17 protein-coding genes are annotated in these 20531 nt (G+C 65.1%); 8 read left to right on the forward strand and 9 right to left on the reverse strand.

The genetic code is table 11. From position 1 onward, the window contains the following. Nucleotides 1-215 precede the first annotated feature (215 nt). Together I6F38_RS13680 and I6F38_RS13685 are read right to left on the reverse strand one after the other, a co-directional pair. Nucleotides 216-689: a GFA family protein gene (locus tag I6F38_RS13680; protein WP_225160701.1), complete on the reverse strand. Its 474-nt coding sequence runs from the start codon at nucleotides 687-689 to the stop codon at nucleotides 216-218. A 20-nt stretch (nucleotides 690-709) separates the two neighbouring features. Continuing rightward, nucleotides 710-1984 carry an acyl-CoA dehydrogenase family protein gene (locus I6F38_RS13685; protein WP_225160702.1) on the reverse strand — a complete coding sequence of 425 codons (1275 nt, stop codon included), beginning with the start codon at nucleotides 1982-1984 and terminating at the stop codon, nucleotides 710-712. Between the two features lie 220 nt (nucleotides 1985-2204). Between I6F38_RS13685 and I6F38_RS13690 the strand changes: the two genes are divergently transcribed. Continuing rightward, nucleotides 2205-2984 (forward strand): enoyl-CoA hydratase-related protein, encoded by a 780-nt coding sequence (locus I6F38_RS13690; RefSeq protein ID WP_225160703.1) that lies wholly within the window; start codon nucleotides 2205-2207, stop codon nucleotides 2982-2984. Nucleotides 2985-3162: 178 nt separating this feature from the next. Here the strand turns inward: I6F38_RS13690 and I6F38_RS13695 are convergent, their stop codons facing one another. The 3 genes from I6F38_RS13695 to I6F38_RS13705 are packed head-to-tail and all read right to left on the reverse strand — an operon-like array spanning nucleotide 3163 to nucleotide 5369. Next, a complete protein-coding gene (locus tag I6F38_RS13695) occupies nucleotides 3163-3537 on the reverse strand; it encodes a DUF6285 domain-containing protein (RefSeq protein ID WP_225160704.1) in 375 nt (124 codons plus the stop codon). A gap of 60 nt (nucleotides 3538-3597) precedes the next feature. Next, nucleotides 3598-4581 (reverse strand): phosphotransferase family protein, encoded by a 984-nt coding sequence (locus tag I6F38_RS13700; RefSeq protein WP_225160705.1) that lies wholly within the window; start codon nucleotides 4579-4581, stop codon nucleotides 3598-3600. Then, nucleotides 4578-5369 carry an enoyl-CoA hydratase/isomerase gene (locus I6F38_RS13705; protein WP_018270541.1) on the reverse strand — a complete coding sequence of 264 codons (792 nt, stop codon included), beginning with the start codon at nucleotides 5367-5369 and terminating at the stop codon, nucleotides 4578-4580. Before I6F38_RS13705 ends, I6F38_RS13700 begins: the two co-directional genes overlap by 4 nt. A 163-nt stretch (nucleotides 5370-5532) precedes the next feature. On the opposite strand from I6F38_RS13705, the gene I6F38_RS13710 reads away from it, so the two are divergent. The 5 genes from I6F38_RS13710 (at nucleotide 5533) to I6F38_RS13730 (ending at nucleotide 9784) form a co-directional block, all read left to right on the forward strand. After that, complete coding sequence (locus tag I6F38_RS13710) at nucleotides 5533-6315, forward strand: SDR family oxidoreductase (RefSeq protein ID WP_016845858.1); 783 nt, start codon at nucleotides 5533-5535, stop codon at nucleotides 6313-6315. A 447-nt stretch (nucleotides 6316-6762) separates the two neighbouring features. Then, on the forward strand, nucleotides 6763-7140 hold the full coding sequence (locus tag I6F38_RS13715) for a VOC family protein (RefSeq protein ID WP_225160706.1): 378 nt from the start codon (nucleotides 6763-6765) through the stop codon (nucleotides 7138-7140). A 174-nt stretch (nucleotides 7141-7314) separates the two neighbouring features. Further along, nucleotides 7315-8589, forward strand: a complete 1275-nt coding sequence (locus I6F38_RS13720) for an acyl-CoA dehydrogenase family protein (RefSeq protein WP_076827195.1) — start codon at nucleotides 7315-7317, stop codon at nucleotides 8587-8589. Between the two features lie 293 nt (nucleotides 8590-8882). Next, nucleotides 8883-9497, forward strand: coding sequence for a flavin reductase family protein (locus tag I6F38_RS13725; RefSeq protein WP_225160707.1), 615 nt, complete (start codon nucleotides 8883-8885; stop codon nucleotides 9495-9497). Nucleotides 9498-9508: 11 nt separating this feature from the next. Next, complete coding sequence (locus tag I6F38_RS13730) at nucleotides 9509-9784, forward strand: GNAT family N-acetyltransferase (RefSeq protein WP_069276199.1); 276 nt, start codon at nucleotides 9509-9511, stop codon at nucleotides 9782-9784. A gap of 68 nt (nucleotides 9785-9852) precedes the next feature. Here I6F38_RS13730 and yghU read toward each other — a convergent pair whose 3' ends face one another. Further along, nucleotides 9853-10731: a glutathione-dependent disulfide-bond oxidoreductase gene (gene yghU, locus I6F38_RS13735; RefSeq protein WP_076827192.1), complete on the reverse strand. Its 879-nt coding sequence runs from the start codon at nucleotides 10729-10731 to the stop codon at nucleotides 9853-9855. A 278-nt stretch (nucleotides 10732-11009) separates the two neighbouring features. Between yghU and I6F38_RS13740 the strand changes: the two genes are divergently transcribed. After that, nucleotides 11010-12143 (forward strand): nitronate monooxygenase, encoded by a 1134-nt coding sequence (locus I6F38_RS13740; RefSeq protein ID WP_225160708.1) that lies wholly within the window; start codon nucleotides 11010-11012, stop codon nucleotides 12141-12143. Nucleotides 12144-12287: 144 nt separating this feature from the next. Then, nucleotides 12288-13799: an acetyl-CoA acetyltransferase gene (locus I6F38_RS13745; RefSeq protein WP_225160709.1), complete on the forward strand. Its 1512-nt coding sequence runs from the start codon at nucleotides 12288-12290 to the stop codon at nucleotides 13797-13799. Nucleotides 13800-13922: 123 nt separating this feature from the next. On the opposite strand, the gene I6F38_RS13750 is transcribed toward I6F38_RS13745, so the two are convergent. The 3 genes from I6F38_RS13750 to I6F38_RS13760 all read right to left on the reverse strand — a co-directional run bounded on the left by I6F38_RS13750 (nucleotide 13923) and on the right by I6F38_RS13760 (nucleotide 20367). Beyond that, complete coding sequence (locus I6F38_RS13750; RefSeq protein ID WP_057017653.1) at nucleotides 13923-15125, reverse strand: efflux RND transporter periplasmic adaptor subunit; 1203 nt, start codon at nucleotides 15123-15125, stop codon at nucleotides 13923-13925. Continuing rightward, entirely contained in the window at nucleotides 15112-18291 is a 3180-nt protein-coding gene (locus I6F38_RS13755; RefSeq protein WP_225160710.1) for an efflux RND transporter permease subunit, read from the reverse strand. Before I6F38_RS13755 ends, I6F38_RS13750 begins: the two co-directional genes overlap by 14 nt. 384 nt (nucleotides 18292-18675) lie before the next feature. After that, nucleotides 18676-20367 carry a methyl-accepting chemotaxis protein gene (locus I6F38_RS13760; RefSeq protein WP_225160711.1) on the reverse strand — a complete coding sequence of 564 codons (1692 nt, stop codon included), beginning with the start codon at nucleotides 20365-20367 and terminating at the stop codon, nucleotides 18676-18678. Nucleotides 20368-20531: the final 164 nt, after the last annotated feature.

Consider the following 20531-nt stretch of genomic DNA (forward strand, 5'->3'; position numbering starts at 1 on the left):
CCATCGGCAGGATGCGCCGCTTTATTCCCCGCAAGACGGATCTCGTAACCCTCTCGACCGCCAGATTCCGCCAGTTCATCGCCGCCTACAACAACACCCCGCGCAAATGCCTTGACTACCGCACGCCCGCCGAGTCCTTTGCTCAAGTGTTGCACTTCGAATGTGAATCCACCTCCCCGCTTTCGCAGGGACGACGGTGGAGGGAGTGTCGCACTTCACTTGTTCCCCGTCCTCTCCCGCAGCACGCTCCAGCGCTCCTGCGCCTCTTTCGGCCAGACCTCTTTCCGATCGTAATACTCGGCGAACACTTTTGCGCCCGGCGGGAACGTCACCCAGGGCTGCTTCGACGAGGTGAAGATGTGCGCATCCGGCGGGCACTGGCTCGGATCGTCCAGCGTGCCGACGCGGACGAAGCGTACCGCCGGTCCCGCGCCCGGATAATTGCTCCACACCGCGACCTTGCAGATGGGGCAGCGCGCGATCTTCTGCCCCTTGCCGCTCGCCAAGGGCGTGTCGACGATCTCGGGCTCGGCCGCGATATGCTCGACCCGCTCGGCCTCGTACAACGCGTTGAGCGCGTGCACCGTGCCGGTCTCGCGCTGGCACCAGGTGCAGTGGCAGGCGTGCACGATCAGCGGCCTGCCGGTCAGGCGGTAGCGGACGTTTCTGCAGGTGCATCCACCTTCCATGTCGTGCCGCCTCCTCTGCGTTAGTGCTTGCCGGCCCCCATGTAGCCGAACAGGAAGCCCGCCACCTTGCGCTTCTGGATTTCCTCGCTGCCTTCCGTGATGCGATAGCGGCGGTGATGGCGGTAGATGTGCTCGAACGGCTTGTGGCGCGAATAGCCCATGCCGCCATGCACCTGCATCGCGCGGTCGGCCGCCTCGCAGCACAGACGGTTTGCCCAGAAATTGCACATCGAGACCCGGTCGGACAGCGTGTGCTCGACCTGGGCCTGGGTCAGTTGATCCATCTCCCAGGCGGTCTTGCGGATCAACAGCCGCAGCATCTCGGCCTGGGTCGCAAGCTCGACCAGCGGCCACTGGATCGCCTGGTTCTCCGCCAGCGCCTTGCCGAACGGCTTGCGCTCGCGGGCATATTTCACGCTCTCATTGATGCAGTACACCGCAGCGCCGAGCGAGCTCGCCGCCTGGCGGATGCGGTTCTCGTGCACGAAGCATTGCGCCAGCGACAGCCCGCGGCCGACCTCGCCGAACTGCGCATCCCCAGGCACGAACACATCGGTGAAGCTGACCCGCGGATGGTCGGTCGGCATGTTGAAGGTCCACATATACTCCTCGACCTTCACCCCCGCCGATTTCGCCGGCACCAGGAAGCAGCTGATGCCGCGCGCGTCGCCGTCATTGCCCGAGGTGCGGGCAAACAGCGCGCAGTGCGTGGCGACATGCATGCCTGTCGTCCACATCTTCTCGCCGTTGATGATCCAGCCCTTGACGTTGTCGCGCGTGGCCTGAACCGCTTTGGTTTCCATATGGGTGGCGTCGGAGCCGTGCTCGGGCTCGGTCAGACCGAACGTGATGCGGTACTTGCCAGTGATCGAGCCGTCGATCATCGCCTTCTGCTCGTCGGTTCCGTAGCGGTCGAGCATGGTCACGATCGGCAGATTGCCGACGATCGAGTGCTCGTTCTGCAGGTCGTTGTGCAAACCGAGACCCTTTGAGGCAAAATGTTCACGGATCACGGCCATCCACAGGTTGGAGCCGTCCTTGCCGCCATAGCGCTTCGGGATCGCGAAGCGCAGATGGCCGGCGGCATCGGCCAGGTTCTTGGCCTTGCGCAGCAGGAGCTCCCATTCATGGCGCGGCAGGCCGCCCTTGTCGAAATCGGTGCGCGCCCATTCACGGCGATGGTCGAAGAAGCGGATGTTGTCGTCAGCCTCTTCCAGCGGCTTGATCTCGCGTTCGATGAAGCGATCGAGCTCGGCGAGATAGGCTGTCAGGTCAGCCGGCAGATTGAAATCCAAGGCGGTCTCTCCCGGAAATATTGTTGATTCTGATTTTGCGTCTAGACGCTGTCGCGCATCCGCGTTCGGATTGATTAAGGTGAGAAGCCTGTCGCCAAGTCAAGCAGGCGAGCGAGGCTTGCACGCGCGGTCGCCTTGCGTAATTGGATGGCACGGAACGACGCGCAGGCGCTAGGATATCAGCAATATTCTTCGCCGCAGAAAATCGACGGGAGCAAACATGGATCTGAAATTCTCCAAGGTGACGCGCAAGGGTCCCATCACCATCGTGACGCTGTCGCGGCCCGAGGTCTACAACGCGCTGCATATCGACGCGCATTTCGAGCTCAACAAGGTGTTCGACGAGTTCTCCGCCGATCCCGAGCAGTGGGTGGCGATCGTCACCGGCGCCGGCGACAAGGCGTTCTGCGCCGGCAACGACCTGAAATGGCAGGCCGCCGGCGGCAAGCGCGGCTGGGACAAGGGCGGCTTCGCCGGCCTCACCACCCGCTTCGACTGCGACAAGCCAATCATCGCCGCCGTCAACGGAGTCGCGATGGGCGGCGGCTTCGAGATCGCATTGGCATGCGACCTGATCATCGCTTCCGAGAATGCGACCTTCGCCCTGCCCGAGCCGCGCGTCGGCCTCGCAGCGCTGGCCGGCGGCCTGCACCGGCTGCCGCGCCAGATCGGGCTGAAGCGCGCCATGGGCATGATCCTGACCGCGCGCCATGTCAGCGCCGAGGAAGGCCTCGAGCTCGGCTTCGTCAACGAGGTGGTGCCGCAGGGCGAGGCGCTGGCAGCCGCCGAGCGCTGGGCCGAGACCATCACCAAGAACTCGCCGATGTCGATCCGCGCCTCCAAGCAGACGATCCAGAAGGGCCTCGAAGTGTCGCTGGAGCAGGCGCTGGCCGAGCAGCGCGACTATCCGGCGGTGAAGGCGATGGCCGCCTCGCAGGATTACATCGAGGGCCCGAAGGCGTTTTCGGAGAAGCGCTCGCCGAAGTGGCTCGGGCGGTAAAGCCATCTTCGTCATTGCGAGCGAAGCGAAGCAATCCATCTCACAGCTTGCGGAGATATGGATTGCTTCGTCGCTTCGCTCCTCGCAATGACGGCCCTCTTGTAGGATGGGTAGAGCGTAGCGAAACCCATCGACGCTTGCCGCGTGTCGTGATGGGTCTCGCTTCGCTCTACCCATCCTACTTGGTTTCCAGCTCCCGCTTGTAGGACGCGTAGTTCGGCTGGTCGACGGCGAGCTTGTCCATCGTGGTCTGCCAGAGATGCTCCGATAGCCCCGGCGTTTTCAGATCGACCTCGCCACCTGCGATCTTCTCCGACAGCACGCGGTTCAGCTCGATCAGCGTCCCGTCGGTGCCCAGCAATTGCTTCAGCCGCGCGGCCTCGGTCGCATCGCCGGCCTCCGCGAGCGCGAGCTGCCGCGTCACCAGGTCGAGCGCGTTGATGCCGACGCGCAGCTTGAAGCCGTTGTGCCCCTTGATCGCGGGCGCGATCTCGCTGCGCAGGAAATCGGCGACGGCCTTGATCAGTTCGGTGGGTGTCGGTTCGTCCTGCATCTCACTTGCTCTCTTTCTTGCGCATGATCGATTCCGAAGACCGGTCTCCACGTTTCGGGATCATGCGCGCGGCGCCAGCAACCGCAGCAGATCGATCTCGGTCTCCGACGCGCGCCGCCCGATCATGGCGCGCTCCATCGAGTGATCCGGGCCGCTTCGGAAACGCTGCATCATGCCGCAACACATCACGCCCCAGCGCAGCGTGCCCATCACTTCCCAGAACATCACGCGCTCGGGGTCGGCCTTGCGGCCGGCTTCCTCATAGCCCGCGAACAGATCCTCGCGTGTGCCGAAGCCGCCGACCGGCTTGTCGATCTCGCCGAAGCGCCATGAGTTGACGCAGATCCATCCGAGATCCTCCATCGGATCGCCGGTATGCGCGAGCTCCCAGTCGAGCACCGCGCGCACCCCGTCGGGACCGATGATCAGATTGCCGTGGCGGAAATCGCCATGCACCAGCGTCGTCTCCGACGACGGACCGGGATCGTGATCGCGCAGCCAGCGCAGCGCCAATTCGAACACCGGCCGCGGCCAGTTGAAGCTGTGATACTCGCGGGCGAGATCCTCGATCTCCCTGGTCGCGGTCAGGCTGCGCAGCTTCGGCAGCTTGGCCTTCGGCAGGCCATGGATGCCGGCGATGACGCGGCCGAGCTGGCGAGCGAGGATCGGCCGCGCGCCGGCAAATTCCTCGTCGCGCAAAATTTTCCGCGCGATGGTCTCGCCTTCGACCCGCGCCATGATGAAGCCGCGGCCAAGGCCGTCCTCCGGCCTCAAGACATGCATCACCTTCGGCGACGGCAGGCCCGCGTCATGCGCGAGCTGCATCAGCGTCGCCTCGGCATCGAGGCCGGCGGCGCGGCCCGGCGCGGCACCGTAGCCCGGCGGCGCGCGGCGCAGGATCGCGCCGACAGTGCCGTTCGGGTGCACGATGTCGAACGACCAGGTCTCCTGGCTGGCGCCGCCGGAGAGTTTTGCCGCGCCGGTGACGCCGGTTGCGCCTGGATGAAACGAGGCGACGCAGCGGGTGAGCTCGGTCTCGATCATTTGCCCTTGAACTTCGCCGGCCGCTTCTCGAGGAATGCGGTGACACCTTCCTTGAAATCCTCCGCGCTACCGGCAAGGCGCTGCGACTCGAATTCCAGATTGAGCTGATCCTCGAGGGTATTTTCCGGGCTGTCCCAATAGAGCTTGCGGATCAGCGACAACGCCACCGTCGGGCCGTTGGCGAGATCGTGCGCGAGCTTCATGGTTTCTTCCATCAGCGCGGCGTCGTCATAGACGCGGTTGACGAGACCCCACTCCAGCGCCTTCTCGGCCGGCAGCCGCTCGCCGAGCAGCGACAGCTCGACCGAGCGCGCCTTGCCGATCAGCCGCGGCAACAGCCAGGTCGAGCCGCAATCCGGCACCAGACCGATGCGGCGGAACGCCTGCAGGAAATAGGACGAGCGCGCGCACAGGATGAGGTCGCCCATCAGGGCGAAGCTCATGCCGGCGCCGGCGGCCGGGCCGTTCACCGCCGTCACGATCGGACAGTGCAGCTTACGCAATCGGCGCAGGAACGGATGGAACGCGGTCTCCAGCGCCGCGCCGGCATTGCTCTTGCCGGGCTTCTGCTGGTTGCGGCCCTGCAGATTGGCGCCGGTGCAGAAGGCACGGCCCGCGCCCGTGATCACCAGGCAGCGCACCTCGTCGCGCTTGTCGTCGATCGCATCGAGTGCCTCGGCAAGCCCGCCCAGCATGTCGATCGAGACCGCGTTCATGACTTCCTGGTGGTCGAGCCTGAGGATCGCGACCGATCCGTCGAAGTCGAGCGTGACGTGTTTGAACTGCATGGTTTCCTCTTCACCTTGTTTCGGCGGTGGGTACCGCGGTAGGTCGATGGGTCGACCTATATTTGGACCCATATTTGATTTTTGTGCCGGGCTTGTCCATGGTCGGCGGCAAGCCCATCCGTGAACGCGTGATTAGCGCGCACCAAACCAAATGGAAACCCCAATGAGTGGCATCTTCGATCTCACCGGCCGCGTCGCTGTCATCACCGGCGGCAATGGCGGCATCGGCCTCGGCATCGCGCAGGCGCTGAACGCCGCCGGCTGCAACGTCTCGATCTGGGGCCGCAACGCGGAAAAAAATGCCAACGCCGCGGCCTCGATGAAGGCCGGCCCAGGCAAGGTCGCGACGCAATTCTGCGACGTCAGCGATCCCGGCTCGGTCAAGACCGCGATGAAGGCGACGCTGGACACCTTCGGCCGCGTCGACGGCTGCTTCGCCAACGCCGGCATCGGCGGCGGCGGACGTAGAGCCTTCATCGACCGCACCGAGGAGGAATGGCGCAAGATGTTCGCGACCAATCTCGACGGCGTGTTTCACGTATTCCAGGCTGCGGCACGCCACATGACCGACCGCGCCGAGGCCGGCGACAAGTTCGGCCGGCTGGTCGCGACCTCGAGCCTCGCCTCGCTGTTCGGCACCGCGCGCAACGAGCACTATGCCGGCACCAAGGCGGCGCTGAATGCGCTGTGCCGCGCGCTCGGCGTCGAGCTCGCGCGCCACGGCGTCACCGCGAACGCGATCCTGCCGGGCTGGATCAAGAGCGACATGACCGCCGGCATCATGGCCAACGACAAGTTCGTCGCCAATGTGATGCCGCGCATCCCCCTGCGCCGCTTCGGCGAGCCGAGCGATTTCGGCGGCATCGCCGTCTACATCATGAGCAAGGCGTCGTCCTATCATACGGCGGATTGCTTTGTGATCGACGGCGGGTACACGGCGTTCTAGCCCGGCTCTTGCCGCAACACTGATGTCGTCCCTGCGAAAGCAGGGACCCATAACCCCAGGACGCGGTTGTCGAACCAGGCTGGGGCCATAGCGTCGTCACCCAAGGAGCAACGGTGGTTATGGGTCCCGGGTCGCGCTGCGCTTGCCCGGGACGACAGCGAGAATGTGGCGCGAGCTTGAGTCATACATCCGCATCCTCGCGGCACTGCTGCGTCCGAGTCTTGCGTTTACTTGTCTCCTCCAAAGCAGAGGGCGCAGGGAAAGCCCGGTGCCGATCGCAGCATCGCGCGGGGTGCGCAGTTGCGTGGCGCGGAATGACGACCGGAGAGTGGCGGGTAGAACAACGCGCGACGCAGCGTCGCTTCCGTCGTGGCAAAACTGCTGCTAGCGTTTGAGCCGCAAGGGACGCAATAAGGCGGCTTTTAACAAGCAGGGAGGATATTTCAGATGTTTTCACACGTGATGGTTGGCACCAACGATCTGGACAAGGCCAAGGCGTTCTATGATGCGCTGCTCGGCACGCTCGATGTCCGGCCGGCCCGGGTTGACGGTCACCGCATCATGTACCTCACCAAGGCCGGCATTTTCATGGTGTCCAAGCCGATCAACGGCGAACCGGCGACGCATGCCAATGGCGGCACGATCGGCTTTGCCTGCTCTTCGCCGGAGCAGGTCCATGCCTGGCACGCGGCCGGCGTCGCCAATGGCGGCACGCCTTGCGAGGACCCGCCGGGCGTACGGGAAGGTTCTGGCGTGAAGCTCTATCTCGCCTATCTGCGCGACCTCGACGGCAACAAGATCTGCGCGATGCACCGGATGAGCTAACCGGCGTCCGCCGGAATCTTTCACGCTGCACGCGGCGGCGTTCAAACAACGTTTGAAACGCCGTCGCTAAATTCCGCGATGCGGTAGAGGTGATCGGAAAATCGGTACTCGCGCTTGGCGTCGCACGCGTCTATTGTCCGCCGCGAAACGCGCCTTCGCGAGGGAGAAAAGACAGTGAAACATGCCTATGTGCCGCGCACCACGAACTACACGCTCAGTCCGGGCGACGAGCTCAATGACCTACGCATGTCGGACAAGGTCCGCCCGCTCTACGACCATGTGAAGCAGTTCATCCGCGACACGGTCGACCCGATGTCGGTCGAGTTCTATCGCGCCGGCGAGAAGAAGACCAACCGCTGGAGCTTCACGGACGAGCAGCTCGCGATCCTGCAGAAGGCCAAGGACAAGGCCAAGGAAGTCGGCCTCTGGAACTTCTTCCTGCCCGATGCAGAAACCGGCGAAGGCCTCAACAACCTCGACTACGCCTACATCGCCGCCGAGCTCGGGAAGAGCCCGCTGGCCTCCGAGACCATGAACTGCTCGGCGCCCGACACCGGCAACATGGAGGTGCTGGAGCGCGTCGGCACCAAGGCGCAGAAGGAGAAGTGGCTGAAGCCGCTGCTCAATGGCGAGATCCGCTCGGCCTATGCGATGACCGAGCCGAACGTCGCCTCCTCCGACGCCAAGAACATCTCGACCACCGCAAAGCTCGTCGGCGACGAGTGGGTGATCAACGGCGAGAAGTATTACATCTCCGGCGCCGGCGATCCGCGCTGCAAGATCATGATCGTGATGGTGAAGACCAATCCCGATGCCGCGCCGAGCAAGCAGCAGTCGCAGATCCTGGTGCCGATCGACACCCCCGGCGTCGAGATCCTCGGGCCCATGCATGTGTTCGGCCACGACCACGCGCCGCGCGGCCACATGCATCTGCGCTTCAACAATTGCAAGGTGCCGAAGGAAAACATGCTGCTCGGCGAAGGCCGCGGCTTCGAGATCTCGCAGGTCCGCCTCGGACCGGGCCGCATCCATCACTGCATGCGCACCATCGGCAAGGCCGAGAAGGCGCTCGACATGATGGTGCAGCGTGGCCTGACCCGCGAAGCGTTCGGCAAGAAGATCGCCCACCTCGGCGGCAACATGCAGATCATCGCCCAGGCGCGCTGCGAGATCGAGGCGATGCGGCTGATGGTGCTGAAGGCGGCCAAGGCGATGGACGTACTCGGCAACAAGGAAGCCCGCGTCTGGGTCTCGATGGTCAAGGCCATGGTGCCCGAGCGCGCCTGCAAGGTGATCGACCAGGCGATCCAGATGCATGGCGCCACCGGCATCTCGCAGTGGTCGCCGCTCGGCGAAATGTACCAGGACGTCCGCCATCTCCGCTTCGCCGACGGTCCGGACGAGGTGCACTGGATGGTGGTCGGCCGCCACGAACTGAGCATGCCGTAGTCGCTTCTTCTCCTTCTCCCCGCTCTTGCGGGGAGAAGGCCGGGATGAGGGGCTGCCTCCGCAAGCACGGTGAGAGATAGTCTCGCGGAGAATCCCCCCTCACCCGGATCGCATCTGACGATGCGATCCGACCTCTCCCCGCAGGCGGGGCGAGGTAAGGGAAGAGCGCTCCAAGGAACAAACAAGCAAGTCTGCAAGGCGGGTTCGCGCGAGCGTAACCCGCCTTTTGCTTTGCGGTCCGCTCGCGGCGGGTTACCCTTTGCTAACCCGCCCCACGAACTTCCGGACATCCCATGGAATATTCCCCAAGCGACCTCACCCAGCGCGAACGCTACAAGGTGCTGACCTCCTTCGTGCTGCCGCGGCCGATCGCCTGGGTGACGAGCACGAGCGCGGACGGCGTGGTCAATGCGGCGCCGTTCTCGTTCTTCAATGTGTTCTGCGAGGATCCGCCGCTCTGCATGTTCGCGGTCAACCGCAGGCCCGACGGCCGCGAGAAGGACACCCTGGTCAACATCCAGCGTCTCGGCGAATTCGTGGTCAACCTGACCGACGAGCCGCTGGCGCGCGCGATGCATGAGACCTCCGGCGACTTCCCGCCCGAGGTCGGCGAGCCTGATTATCTCGGCCTGAAGCTCGCGTCATCGAGCAAGATCGCGGTGCCCCGGCTTGCGGATGCGCCTTTCGCGATGGAGTGCAAGACCTGGAAGCTGATCGACGTCAATGGCGACCGCCAGCTCATCATGGGCGAAGGCATCCATTTCCACATCCGCGACGAATTGTGGGACCGCGAGGCGATGCGCGTCCACATGGAGCGCTACCACCCGATCGGCCGCATGTTCGCCGACCGCTACTGCCGCACCGACGACCGCGTGGTGTTTCCCGCGGCCGAGGGCGCAAAGAAATAGAGGATCAGACAATGAGCGAAACATTCCGCGACAACGAAGCGCAGAGCCGGTTCGAGCTCGCCGTCGACGGCTCAACCGCTTTCGTGGTCTACCGCAAGACGCCAGACACGATCACGCTGGTTCACACCGAGGTGCCGGCGGAGCTCGGCGGCCGCGGCATCGGCTCCAAGCTCGCACGCGCCACGCTCGACGCCGTCCGAGCGCAGGGCATCAAGCTCGTCGTGAAATGCGAATTCATCCAGGGCTTCATGAAGAAGCACCCGGAGTATGATGATCTGTTGGGGTGATCGCAGGGCGGGTTGGCAAAGCTGTCATTTCGTCATGGCCGGACTTGTCCCGGCCATGACGCGTTTCGTCACGACGCCACCGGCTCGCCGATCTTGTCCTGCGTCTTCGTTTCGAAATCGCTGGCGTCGTGGCGCTCATGGAGCTGGCTCGACGGCTCGCCCCAGGTGCGGTTGACCATGCGGCCGCGCTTCACCGCGGGCCGTGCCGCGATCGCATCGGTCCAGCGCTGCACGTTCTTGTAGTCCTGCACCGAGAGGAATTCGCCGCCGCCGTAAAGCAGCCCCTTGGCAAGGCTGCCGTACCACGGCCACACCGCCATGTCGGCGATGGTGTAGACATCGCCCGCGAGATACTCGTTGTCGGCGAGCCGGCGGTCGAGCACGTCGAGCTGGCGCTTCACCTCCATCGCGAAGCGGTCGATGGCGTATTCGATCTTGGTCGGCGCATAGGCATAGAAATGCCCGAAGCCGCCGCCGAGATAGGGCGCAGCGCCCATCTGCCAGAACAGCCAGGAGAAGGTTTCGGCACGGGTCTTGACGTCGGTCGGCAGGAACGCGCCGAATTTTTCCGCCAGGTAAACCAGGATCGAGCCCGACTCGAAAACCCTGATCGGCTCCTTCCCGCTGCGGTCCATCAGCGCCGGGATCTTCGAGTTCGGATTGACCGCGACGAAGCCGCTGCCGAACTGGTTGCCGTCGATCTTGATCAGCCAGGCGTCGTATTCCGCGCCCTTGTGACCCGCCGCCAGCAGCTCTTCCAGCATCACGGTGACCTTGACGCCGTTCGGCGTCGCCAGCGAGTAGAGTTGCAGCGGATGGCGGCCGACCGGCAGTTCCTTGTCGTGGGTGGGACCGGCGATCGGCCGGTTGATGCTGGCGAAGCGCCCACCACTCTCCTTGTTCCAAGTCCAGACTTTCGGCGGCTCGTAGGCAGGAATGTCATTCACGTCGTTGGCTCCCGATTCATGTTCTTGCCGGGTGGCGCGGCGGCCGCCGTGCCCATCCCATGTCCGCACTAGATGGTGCGCAGGCTGCACTTTGCCCACCCCGCGCGATCGCATTTTCTATCCAGCGGAATGCACCGCGAGGGATGCAGCGGGAGCAGCGCCTGCACGCAAGATCGCCGTGGCCGAAACCCGCTTGGCTTCGCTAACCGTGATGCGCTAGCGTTGCAGGGGCTGATGTCAACAAGCACAAGAAGCAGCCGCCGGGAGAGAACCAGTCCATGAAATCACCGATCTGCGACATGCTGGGGATAGACTTCCCCCTGCTCGCTTTCAGCCATTGCCGCGACGTGGTGGCGGCGGTCAGCCGCGCCGGCGGCTTCGGCGTGCTCGGCGCGACCGCGCATTCGCCGGAGACGCTGGAGCAGGAGTTGAAGTGGATCGACGCGCATGTCGACGGCAAGCCCTATGGCATCGACGTGCTGATCCCGGAAAACATCTCGACCGCCGGCGAGAAGAACGTCACCTGGAAAAGCCTCGAGGCGCGGGTCTCGCAGGAGCATCGCGACTTCACCCGCAATCTCTTGAAGAAATACGACATCGAGCTGACCGGCCGGAACGTCGCCGACAACCAGCCGCAGCCGTTCGACGCCGAGACCGCGCTGCAACTGCTCGAGGTCTCGTTCCGGCATCCGATCAGGCTGATCGCGAATGCGCTCGGCGTGCCGCCGAAGGCGATGATCGAGATGGGCCGCAAGCATGGTGTGCCGGTGGCGGCATTGGTCGGCTCCAAGGAGCACGCGTTGCGCCAAGTCGCGGCCGGCGTCGATATCCTGGTTGCGCAGGGCACCGAGGCCGGCGGCCATTGCGGCGAGGTCTCGACCATGGTGCTGGTGCCCGAGGTGATCAAGGCGGTCAAAAAGATCCGCGACGTGCCGGTGCTCGCCGCCGGCGGCATCATGACCGGTAGCCAGATGGCGGCCTGCATGGCGATGGGCGCGGCCGGCGCCTGGACCGGCTCGGTGTGGCTGGCCACGGTGGAATCGGAGACCTCGGAGATCTTCCGCGAGAAGATGATCGCGGCCTCCTCGCGCGACGCGATCCGCTCCAAGGGCCGCACCGGCAAGCCGGCGCGGCAGCTCCGCTCGGTCTGGACCGACGCCTGGGATCGCTCGCCGGAGAGTCCCGGCGCGCTGCCGATGCCGCTGCAAAGCATCATCAGCCGCGACGCTTTCAACGCGATCGACCGCGCCGCCGCTGGCGGTAACGAGAAGGCCCGCGATCTCGTCAGCTATTTCGTCGGCCAAGGCGTCGGCCTGATCGACAGCGTCAAATCCGCCGGCGCCGTGGTGCAGGAGTTCAAGGAAGAATTTGTCGAGGCCGTCGAGCACATGAACGCGCTGGTGGCGGAGTGACGATCCCTCCCCGCCGTCACTGCGAGGAGCGAAGCGACGAAGCAATCCACCTTTCCCCGTGTCGGAACATGGATTGCTTCGCTTCGCTCGCAATGACGCCCATAACAACCATCGAGTCCAAGACCGCAGAGTGAACAAACAAGAATGTCGAACAGCATCCCCGAAGACCGCATTCCCGTCATCGTCGGCGTCGGCGAAATTGTCGATCGTCCGAAGGACATCGCCGCCGGCCTCGAGCCGCTCACGCTGCTGGAGGAGGCGCTGAAGCGCGCCGAGGCCGACAGCGGCGCCAGGCTGCTCTCCGCCGTGCAGTCGCTCGACGTCGTCAACTTCCTGAGCTGGCGCTACCGCGATCCCGAGAAGCAGCTGGCGCAGCGGCTCGGCATTGCGCCCGCGCATCTCTATTACGGCCCGGTCGGCGGCGAGAGTCCGATCCGCTATCTGCATGAGGCTGCGCAACGCATTGCGCGCGGCGAATGCAGCGTTGCCGCAGTCTGCGGCGCGGAGGCGCAGTCGACCGCGACCAAGGCGCAGCGCGCCGGCGTCGAGCTGCCGTGGACGCCGTTCGCGCACGACGTGGAGGAGCCGAAGCGCGGCGCCGCGTTCCAGAAGCCGATGGCCGTGAGCCTCGGCGTGTTCCGGCCGATCACGGTCTATCCGCTCTACGAGTCCGCAACATCTGCGCATTGGGGCCAGACGCCGCGCGACGCGCTGAAGGAATCGGGCGAGCTATGGTCGACCTATGCGCGCGTCGCCGCCGACAATCCGAACTCGTGGCTGAAGAAGACGTTCACCGGCGACGAGATCACCACGGCCACGCCCGACAACCGGATGATCGCCTGGCCGTATACAAAGCTGATGGTGGCGAACCCGACGGTGAACATGGGCGGCGCGCTGATCCTGACCAGCCTCACAAAAGCGCGCGCGGCCGGCGTGCCGGAGGACAAGCTGATCTATCCGCTCGGCGGCGCCTCGGCGGAAGAGCCGCGCGACTATCTGATCCGCGATCAGTTCGTCGAAAGCCACGCGCAGACCGCGGTGCTGAAGGCGGTGATGGATCTCGTCGGCGGCGACGGCAAGAAGTTCGACGCGATCGAGCTCTATAGCTGCTTCCCCTGCGTGCCCAAGATGGCGCGCCGGACGCTCGGCCTCGGTGCCGACGTGCAGCCGACCGTGACGGGTGGTCTGACGTTCTTCGGCGCGCCGCTCAACACCTACATGACGCACTCGGCCTGCGCGATGGTGCGCAAGCTCCGAAGCGGCGGCACGCTCGGCCTGCTCTATGGCCAGGGCGGCTTCGTCACCAAGCATCATGGCCTCGTGCTGTCGCGCGCGGCGCCGAACGTTGCGCTCAAGCAGGACACGTCCGTGCAGGCGGAGGCCGACCGCAACAGGCGCAACGTGCCCGACTTCACCGCCGAGGCTGCGGGAAAGGGCAAGGTCGAGGCCTTCACCGTGATCTATCGCGCCAATGGCGAAGTCGAGCATGGCGTCACCATGCTGCGCACCGAGGACGGCCGCCGCACGCTCGGCCGCATCCCGGCAAGCGACACGGCGACGCTGGCCTATCTGCAGGACATGGACCGCACGCCGGTCGGCACCACCGGCAACATCGTCACCGCCGGCGATGGCATGCTGGAATGGCGGGTGGGCTGACCTACCGACGCTGTCATGGCCGGGCTTGTCCCGGCCATCCACGTCTTTGCCTCGTGAAAGAAAGTAATACGTGGATGCCCGGGCCAAGCCCGGGCATGACGAAGTAAAGGGGCGGCTTCTGCCCTACCCCTTCACGTCCTGCTTTTCGGATGCCGTGGTCGGCTTGCCCTTGGCGCCGGCACCGGTGACGCGGACATGATCGCCGTCGGCGAGGCCGTCCGGCGGGGCGGTGATGATGCGGTCGTCGGGCGCGAGGCCGGTGGCGATCTCGATCTCCTTGCCGAGATCGCGGCCGATCTTCACGGTCTTGAACAGCACCTTGTCGTCAGGACCGACGGTTGCGACCCGCAGGCCGCTGCTGTTGAAGATCAGCGCGCTGGCGGGAATGCTGAGCGGCGTGGACTCGCGCTGCAGATTGAGCTTCACGCTGGCATAGCTGCCCGGCATCAATTCGCCGGAGGAGTTGTCGAGCCCGAGTTGCATTCGCGTCGTGCCGGAGGCGACATCGACCGCCTGCGAGGAGGCTTCAACCGTCGCCTGGAAGGTCCGGTTCGGGTAGTCCGGCAGTGCCAGCGTCGCCTTGGCGCCGATCTTGATCGCCGGGACGTAATTCTGCGGCACGTTGACATAGACGCGCAGCTTGGTGATGTCCGAGATCGTGAACATCGCCGGGCCCGAGTTGCCGCCGGCGTTGATCAGCGCGCCGACGTCGGTGTCGCGCGAGGTCACCACGCCGTCGAACGGCGCCGTGATCTTCTTGTATCCGGCGAGCGCTTCCAGCCGCTCGACATTGGCTTGGCCGGCCTTGACCGCGCCGTTCTTGTTGGAAAGGTCGGCGGTGCGCTCGTCGATCTCCTGGGCGGAGACGAAGTTCGAGGCCACCAGCGTCTTGCGCCGGTTCAGCGTGGCCTCGGAGAGCTTGGCCGAGGCCTGGGCGCTGGCGAGATCGGCGCGCGCCTGCAGCAATTGCTGGTCGAGGTCGGGCGCCTCGATCTCGGCGATCACCTGGCCGGCCTTGACGCGGGCGCCGATGTCGGCGTCCCAGTTCTTCAGGTAGCCCGACACCCGGGCATAGATCGGCGCGCGGGAATAGGCCTCGAGCCGGCCCGGCAGGTCGATCGTGGGGCTCAGCGCCTTCGCATTGGGCAGCGCCACCGCAACGGTCGGAATGGCCTGGTCGTCGGTCCATTCCTTCAGCCGCGTGTCCTGTTCCTCACGGGCGCGGATCCCGGTGCCGACGATCAGGCCCGCCCCGACCAGGGCCACCACGCCGAAGATGCCCAGCTTCCGGCGTGAGACCGGGGGGCGCTTTTCAGTGGGCGGCATGCGGAATCTCCGATGAGGCGGCGGCTTTGGCGCCTTGCTTCTTGTGTACCATACTGAATACCACGGGAACAAACATCAGCGTCGCGAAGGTGGCGAAGATCAGGCCGCCGATCACGGCCCGGCCCAGGGGCGCGTTCTGCTCGCCGCCCTCGCCCAGCCCCAGCGCCATCGGCGCCATGCCGATGATCATGGCGAGCGCCGTCATCAGCACCGGGCGGAACCGAACGAAGCCGGCTTCCAGGGCGGCCGCGACGGGATCGCCGAGTTCCTCATAGCGCTCGCGGGCGAAGCTGATCACGAGCACGCTGTTGGCAGTCGCCACGCCCATGCACATGATGGCGCCCGTCAGCGCCGGAACCGACAGCGTGGTCTCCGTCGTGAACAGCATCCAGACGATGCCGGCGAGTGCGGCGGGCAACGCCGTGATGATCACGAACGGATCCGACCAGGACTGGAAGTTCACGACGATCAGGAAGTAGATCAGCACGACCGCGCCGAGCAGGCCGAACAAGAGGCCGGTGAAGGCCGAGTTCATGGTCTGCACCTGGCCGAGCAACACCACGGACGAGCCCTTCGGCACCTCCTTGGCGGTGTCGGCGATCAGCTTGCGCACGTCGGTCGCGACGCCGCCGAGATCGCGGCCTTGCGTCGTGGCGTAGATCTGCACCAGCGACTGGATGTCATATTGCGACACCACCGCGCTCGAGGTCGCACGCTTGATGTCGGCGATGCCGCCGAGGATCGGCGCCTGGGTGTTGCCGGTCGCGGTGATCGGCAGGGTCTGCAGCGCGCTCAGCGAGTCGATCTGGTATTGCGGCGTCTGCATCACGATCGAATACGACACGCCGTTATCGGGATTGAGATAGTAGGTCGGCGCCACCTGCGAGGAGCCGGCGAGGTTGACCACCAGCGAGTTGGTGACGTCACGCTCGGTCAGGCCGACATATTGCGCGCGGGTGCGGTCGACATCGATGTTGAAAGTCGGGTTGTTCGGCGACTGCTGGATCCGCGCATCGGCGATGCCGGGGATGCGTTTGATCCCGGCCAACAGCTTGTTGGCATAGGCGAAGTTGGCATCGAGATTGGCGCCGCGGATCTGCAGGTCGATCGGCGCCGGCGCGCCGAAGTTCAGAATCTGGCTGACGATGTCGGCCGGCAGGAACGCGAAGCTGGTGCCAGGAAACAGCCGTGGCAATTGCTCACGCAACGTGCGGACATGCTGCTCGGTCGGCTTGTGGCCTTCCTTCAGGCGGATCTGGATGTCGCCATCCTGCGGACCGATCACGCCGGTGTTGTTGTAGGTCATGTTGATGCCGGAGATCGGCATGCCGATGTTGTCGGTCATGGTCTCGATCTCGCCGGGCACCAGCTTGCGGATCGCCTTCTGGATGTCGGCGAGCTGGTTGGCGGTCTCCTCGACGCGGGTGCCGACCTGGGTGCGGACATGCATCAGGATGTTGCCGGCGTCGACCGACGGGAAGAAGTTGCGCCCCAGGAACGGCACCAGCAGGAAAGACGCCGCGACCACCGCGAGGAAGCAACTCACGAAGACCGTGCGATGACCGAGCGCCATCGCGAGCAGGCCGCGATAGCCGCTGCGGATGCGCTCGAACCGCGCCTCGAAGCCACGCTGGAACCAGACCAGGGGATTGCGCGACTTCGGCGGCGCGCCCTCATGATGCACATGCGCCTGCAGCAGATAGTTCGCCATGGTCGGCACCAGGGTGCGCGACAGGATGAACGACCAGATCATCGCGAACATCACCGCTTCGGCCATCGGCACGAACAGGAAGCGCGCCACGCCGGTGAGGAAGAACATCGGCACGAACACGATGCAGATACAGAGCAGCGAGACGAAGGCCGGCGTCACGATCTGGTTGGCGCCGTCGAGGATCGACTGCTCGACCGGTTTGCCCTGCTCGAGGTGATAATTGATGTTCTCGATCGTCACCGTGGCGTCGTCGACCAGGATGCCGACCGCGAGCGCGAGGCCGCCGAGCGTCATGATGTTCAGCGTCTCGCCGATCAAGGACAGCATGATGATGGCGCCGAGCACCGACAGCGGGATCGACACCGCGATGATGACGGTCGAGCGCCAGCTGCCGAGGAACAAGAGGATCATGATGCTGGTGAGCAGCGCGGCGATCACGCCCTCGAACGCGACGCCGGTGATCGCGCCGCGGACGAACACCGACTGGTCGCCGATGAAGCCGATCTTCAGCGCGTCGGGCATCTGGTCCTTGACCTCGATTACCTTCTGCTTGATGCCGGAGATGATATCGAGCGTCGAGGTGGCGCCGGCCTTCAGCACCATCATCAAGACCGAGCGGTTGCCGTCGACATGGACGATGTTGGTTTGCGGCGGATTGCCGTCGCGGACCGAGGCGACGTCACGCACATAGACCATCGCGCCGTTGACCTGCTTGATCGGCAGGTCGCCGAGCTCCTCGAGCCGCAGCGGCGAGTTGTTGAGGTTGATGGTGTATTCGAAATTGCCGATCTTCTGCGTGCCGACCGGCGTGATCAGGTTCTGCGCGGCGAGCGCATTGGCGACGTCCTGACCCGACAGGCCGCGCGCCTGCAGCGCGGTCGAATTGAGATCGATCTGGACCTGGCGCTGCTTGCCGCCGAACGGATACGGGATCGCCGCACCAGGCACCGTGACCAGCGGCGTGCGCAGCTGGTTGATGCCGATATCGGCGAGGTTCTGCTCGGTCAGTCCCTCGCCCGACAGCGCGACCTGGATGATCGGAACCGTCGAGGCGCTGTAGTTCAGGATCAGCGGCGGCGTCGCGCCCGGCGGCATCTGCTTGAGCAGGGTCTGCGAGATCGCGGTGACCTGCGCATTGGCGGTGCGGATGTCGACGTTGGGCTGGAAGAAGATCTTGATGATGCCGACGCCGTTATAGGAATTGGCGACGATGTGCTCGATGTCGTTGACGGTCGTGGTCAGCGCGCGCTGGAACGGCGTGGTAATACGGCCGGACATCTGGTCCGGCGGCAGGCCTGTGTACTGCCAGACCACGCCGATCACCGGAATACGGATGTCCGGGAAGATGTCGGTCGGCGTGCGCAACGCCGCCAGCGGTCCGATAATCAGCAGCAGGATCGCGAGCACGACGAAAGTATATGGCCGGCTCAGCGCGATACGGACCAGTGCGATCATAAAAGAAGCGTTCCCGAAATGAAGCCCGCCCAGGCAGAGGAATCGACATTGCAAAAGCCGTTCCGCAGCGGCCGATTTACCCGATGGCGGGCAAAACGCCAACCCGCGGAGCCGCGGCGGCTTTCACTTCCTCGGCATAGTGCGTGAGGCTGCGCGCTCCGAGCGACCGTGCCGGGCGCCGTGCCGTCGATCGCGTGCGGATCATCGTCAAAAAGAGACGGCTCTGCTGCGAATGCGAGCCGGCCGAGGATGCTATTTCGGCCGACGCGAGGTTAACGCATCGCTGCCCTGCGAAAATGTAAAACGTGGTGGGCCGGGTCAGCCCACCACGTCGGCATCGGTTAGGCGAAGGATGGCGGCCGCCCGAGCAGCGGCGCCGCCGGATCAGGCGGCGCGGACGGCGTCGAGGAACTTGCTGACCTCGAGCTTGAGGCGGCTGCTGTCGCCCGAGAGCGATTGGGCCGCCGACAGCACCTGGCTCGACGCCGAGCCGGTTTCGTTGGCGCCATGCTGGACGTCGGTGATGTTGGCCGAGACCTGCTGGGTGCCCTGCGCCGCCTGCTGCACGTTGCGGGAGATTTCCTGCGTCGCCGCGCCCTGCTCTTCGACCGCGGCCGCAATCGTGGACGAGATTTCCGACAGCCGTTCGATGGTCGAGGAGATTTCCTTGATCGCGCCGACCGACTCCTGGGTCGCGGTCTGGATGCCGGCGATCTGCTGGCCGATCTCGCCGGTCGCCTTGGCAGTCTGCTCGGCCAGCGCCTTCACCTCGGACGCCACCACGGCGAAGCCGCGGCCGGCCTCGCCGGCGCGTGCCGCCTCGATGGTGGCGTTCAGCGCCAGCAGATTGGTCTGGCCGGCAATGGTGTTGATCAGCTCGACGACGTCGCCGATCCGCGCGGCGGCCTTCGACAGCTCGCTGACGCGATCGTTGGTGGTGCGCGCCTGGCCGACGGCATCGCCGGCCATCCGTGCCGACTCCTGCACCTGGCGGCTGATCTCGGTCACCGATGACGACAGCTCCTCGGTCGCCGACGCCACCGACTGGACATTGGTCGAGGCCTCCTCGGACGCAGCGGCAACCGAGGTGGTCAGCTCCTGCGAACGCCGGGCGGTCGACGACAGCGTGCCGGCGGAGGCTTCGAGCTGGGTCGAGGCCGACGACACGGTCTGCACGATCTCGCCGATCATCTGTTCGAAATTGCGGGTGATGGTGTCGACCCGGCGGCCGCGCTCGATCTTGGCTTCGGCGTCGGCAGCGGCGGCTTCATCGGCCGCCTTCTTGGCGACCAGCGCTTCCTTGAACACCTGCAGCGTATCGGCCATCGCGCCGATCTCGGTCTTCTCGCCCTGATGCGGGACGTTTGCGGTCAGGTCGCCGCGGCCCAGCGCCTGCATCGGGCTCACGATCGAGGCGATGCCGGCCGAGACGTCGCGGATCATCAGGAAGCTGACGCTGACGCCGACGATGATGGCGGCGCCAAGGATCATCGCAAGCAGCATGACGGCCGACGCGTAGCTGTTTGCCGCGTCCTGCGCCGCCTTGTCGGCGCCGGCATTGTTGAGCTCGATGTCCTTGCGCAGGATCTCGTCGGCCTCGAGGCCGATCTTGTTGACGGTCTTGGCGTTCAGCTCATGCGCTTCGTGCTGGGTCTTGCCGACATCCCGGCGCGACAGCGCCATCACCTCCTCGGTGCCCTTCTTGTAGCGGGTCCAGGCATCGACCCATTGATCGTAAAGCGCGCGCTCCGCGGGGGTCGCGATCAGCGGCTCATAGGTCGCGCGGACCTTGAGGTTGGCGTCGACCACCGAGGTCAGGGTCTTTTCCTGCGCGAGCTTCTCCTCCAGCGTCTCCGCCAGCATGTGTTCGCGGATCACGTTGCGATAGGTGATGACGCCGGCGCGCAGATCGCCGAGCGCACGCACGCTCGGCAGCCAGCTCGTCGTGATGTCGACAGTGTTGGCGTTGATCGACCGCAAATTCACGACCGCGAGCAGGCCCATGCCGGTCATCGCGACAAGCAGGAACGCAACCACGGCAATAATCTTGGCGCGGATCGAGAATTTGGCGAACATCGTGGGGGTCTCTTGATATCGGGCTCGCGAAGCCCGATCGAATGGCTGGGGGCGTGGCGGGACGCCGCAGACATCAAAGCCAGCCCCCGTCCTTAAGTAGGGTTAATTTGGTTCCCCGTTGAACTACGGAGGCGCTCTTCGACACCGTTGCATGATGCGCGCCA

The organism is Bradyrhizobium sp. BRP56 (genome assembly GCF_020194035.1).
Taxonomy (GTDB): Bacteria; Pseudomonadota; Alphaproteobacteria; order Rhizobiales; family Xanthobacteraceae; genus Bradyrhizobium; species Bradyrhizobium australafricanum.

What these genes read in the sequence shown, in the direction of transcription:
- I6F38_RS13680 (WP_225160701.1), bottom strand. Translation starts at nt 689, where the DNA reads ATGGAAGGTGGATGCACCTGCAGAAACGTCCGCTACCGCCTGACCGGC.
- I6F38_RS13705 (WP_018270541.1), bottom strand. Translation starts at nt 5,369, where the DNA reads ATGCAGTTCAAACACGTCACGCTCGACTTCGACGGATCGGTCGCGATC.
- I6F38_RS13740 (WP_225160708.1), top strand. Translation starts at nt 11,010, where the DNA reads ATGAAATCACCGATCTGCGACATGCTGGGGATAGACTTCCCCCTGCTC.
- I6F38_RS13750 (WP_057017653.1), bottom strand. Translation starts at nt 15,125, where the DNA reads ATGCCGCCCACTGAAAAGCGCCCCCCGGTCTCACGCCGGAAGCTGGGC.
- I6F38_RS13690 (WP_225160703.1), top strand. Translation starts at nt 2,205, where the DNA reads ATGGATCTGAAATTCTCCAAGGTGACGCGCAAGGGTCCCATCACCATC.
- I6F38_RS13755 (WP_225160710.1), bottom strand. Translation starts at nt 18,291, where the DNA reads ATGATCGCACTGGTCCGTATCGCGCTGAGCCGGCCATATACTTTCGTC.
- I6F38_RS13715 (WP_225160706.1), top strand. Translation starts at nt 6,763, where the DNA reads ATGTTTTCACACGTGATGGTTGGCACCAACGATCTGGACAAGGCCAAG.
- I6F38_RS13725 (WP_225160707.1), top strand. Translation starts at nt 8,883, where the DNA reads ATGGAATATTCCCCAAGCGACCTCACCCAGCGCGAACGCTACAAGGTG.
- I6F38_RS13745 (WP_225160709.1), top strand. Translation starts at nt 12,288, where the DNA reads ATGTCGAACAGCATCCCCGAAGACCGCATTCCCGTCATCGTCGGCGTC.
- I6F38_RS13700 (WP_225160705.1), bottom strand. Translation starts at nt 4,581, where the DNA reads ATGATCGAGACCGAGCTCACCCGCTGCGTCGCCTCGTTTCATCCAGGC.
- I6F38_RS13760 (WP_225160711.1), bottom strand. Translation starts at nt 20,367, where the DNA reads ATGTTCGCCAAATTCTCGATCCGCGCCAAGATTATTGCCGTGGTTGCG.
- I6F38_RS13710 (WP_016845858.1), top strand. Translation starts at nt 5,533, where the DNA reads ATGAGTGGCATCTTCGATCTCACCGGCCGCGTCGCTGTCATCACCGGC.
- I6F38_RS13730 (WP_069276199.1), top strand. Translation starts at nt 9,509, where the DNA reads ATGAGCGAAACATTCCGCGACAACGAAGCGCAGAGCCGGTTCGAGCTC.
- I6F38_RS13695 (WP_225160704.1), bottom strand. Translation starts at nt 3,537, where the DNA reads ATGCAGGACGAACCGACACCCACCGAACTGATCAAGGCCGTCGCCGAT.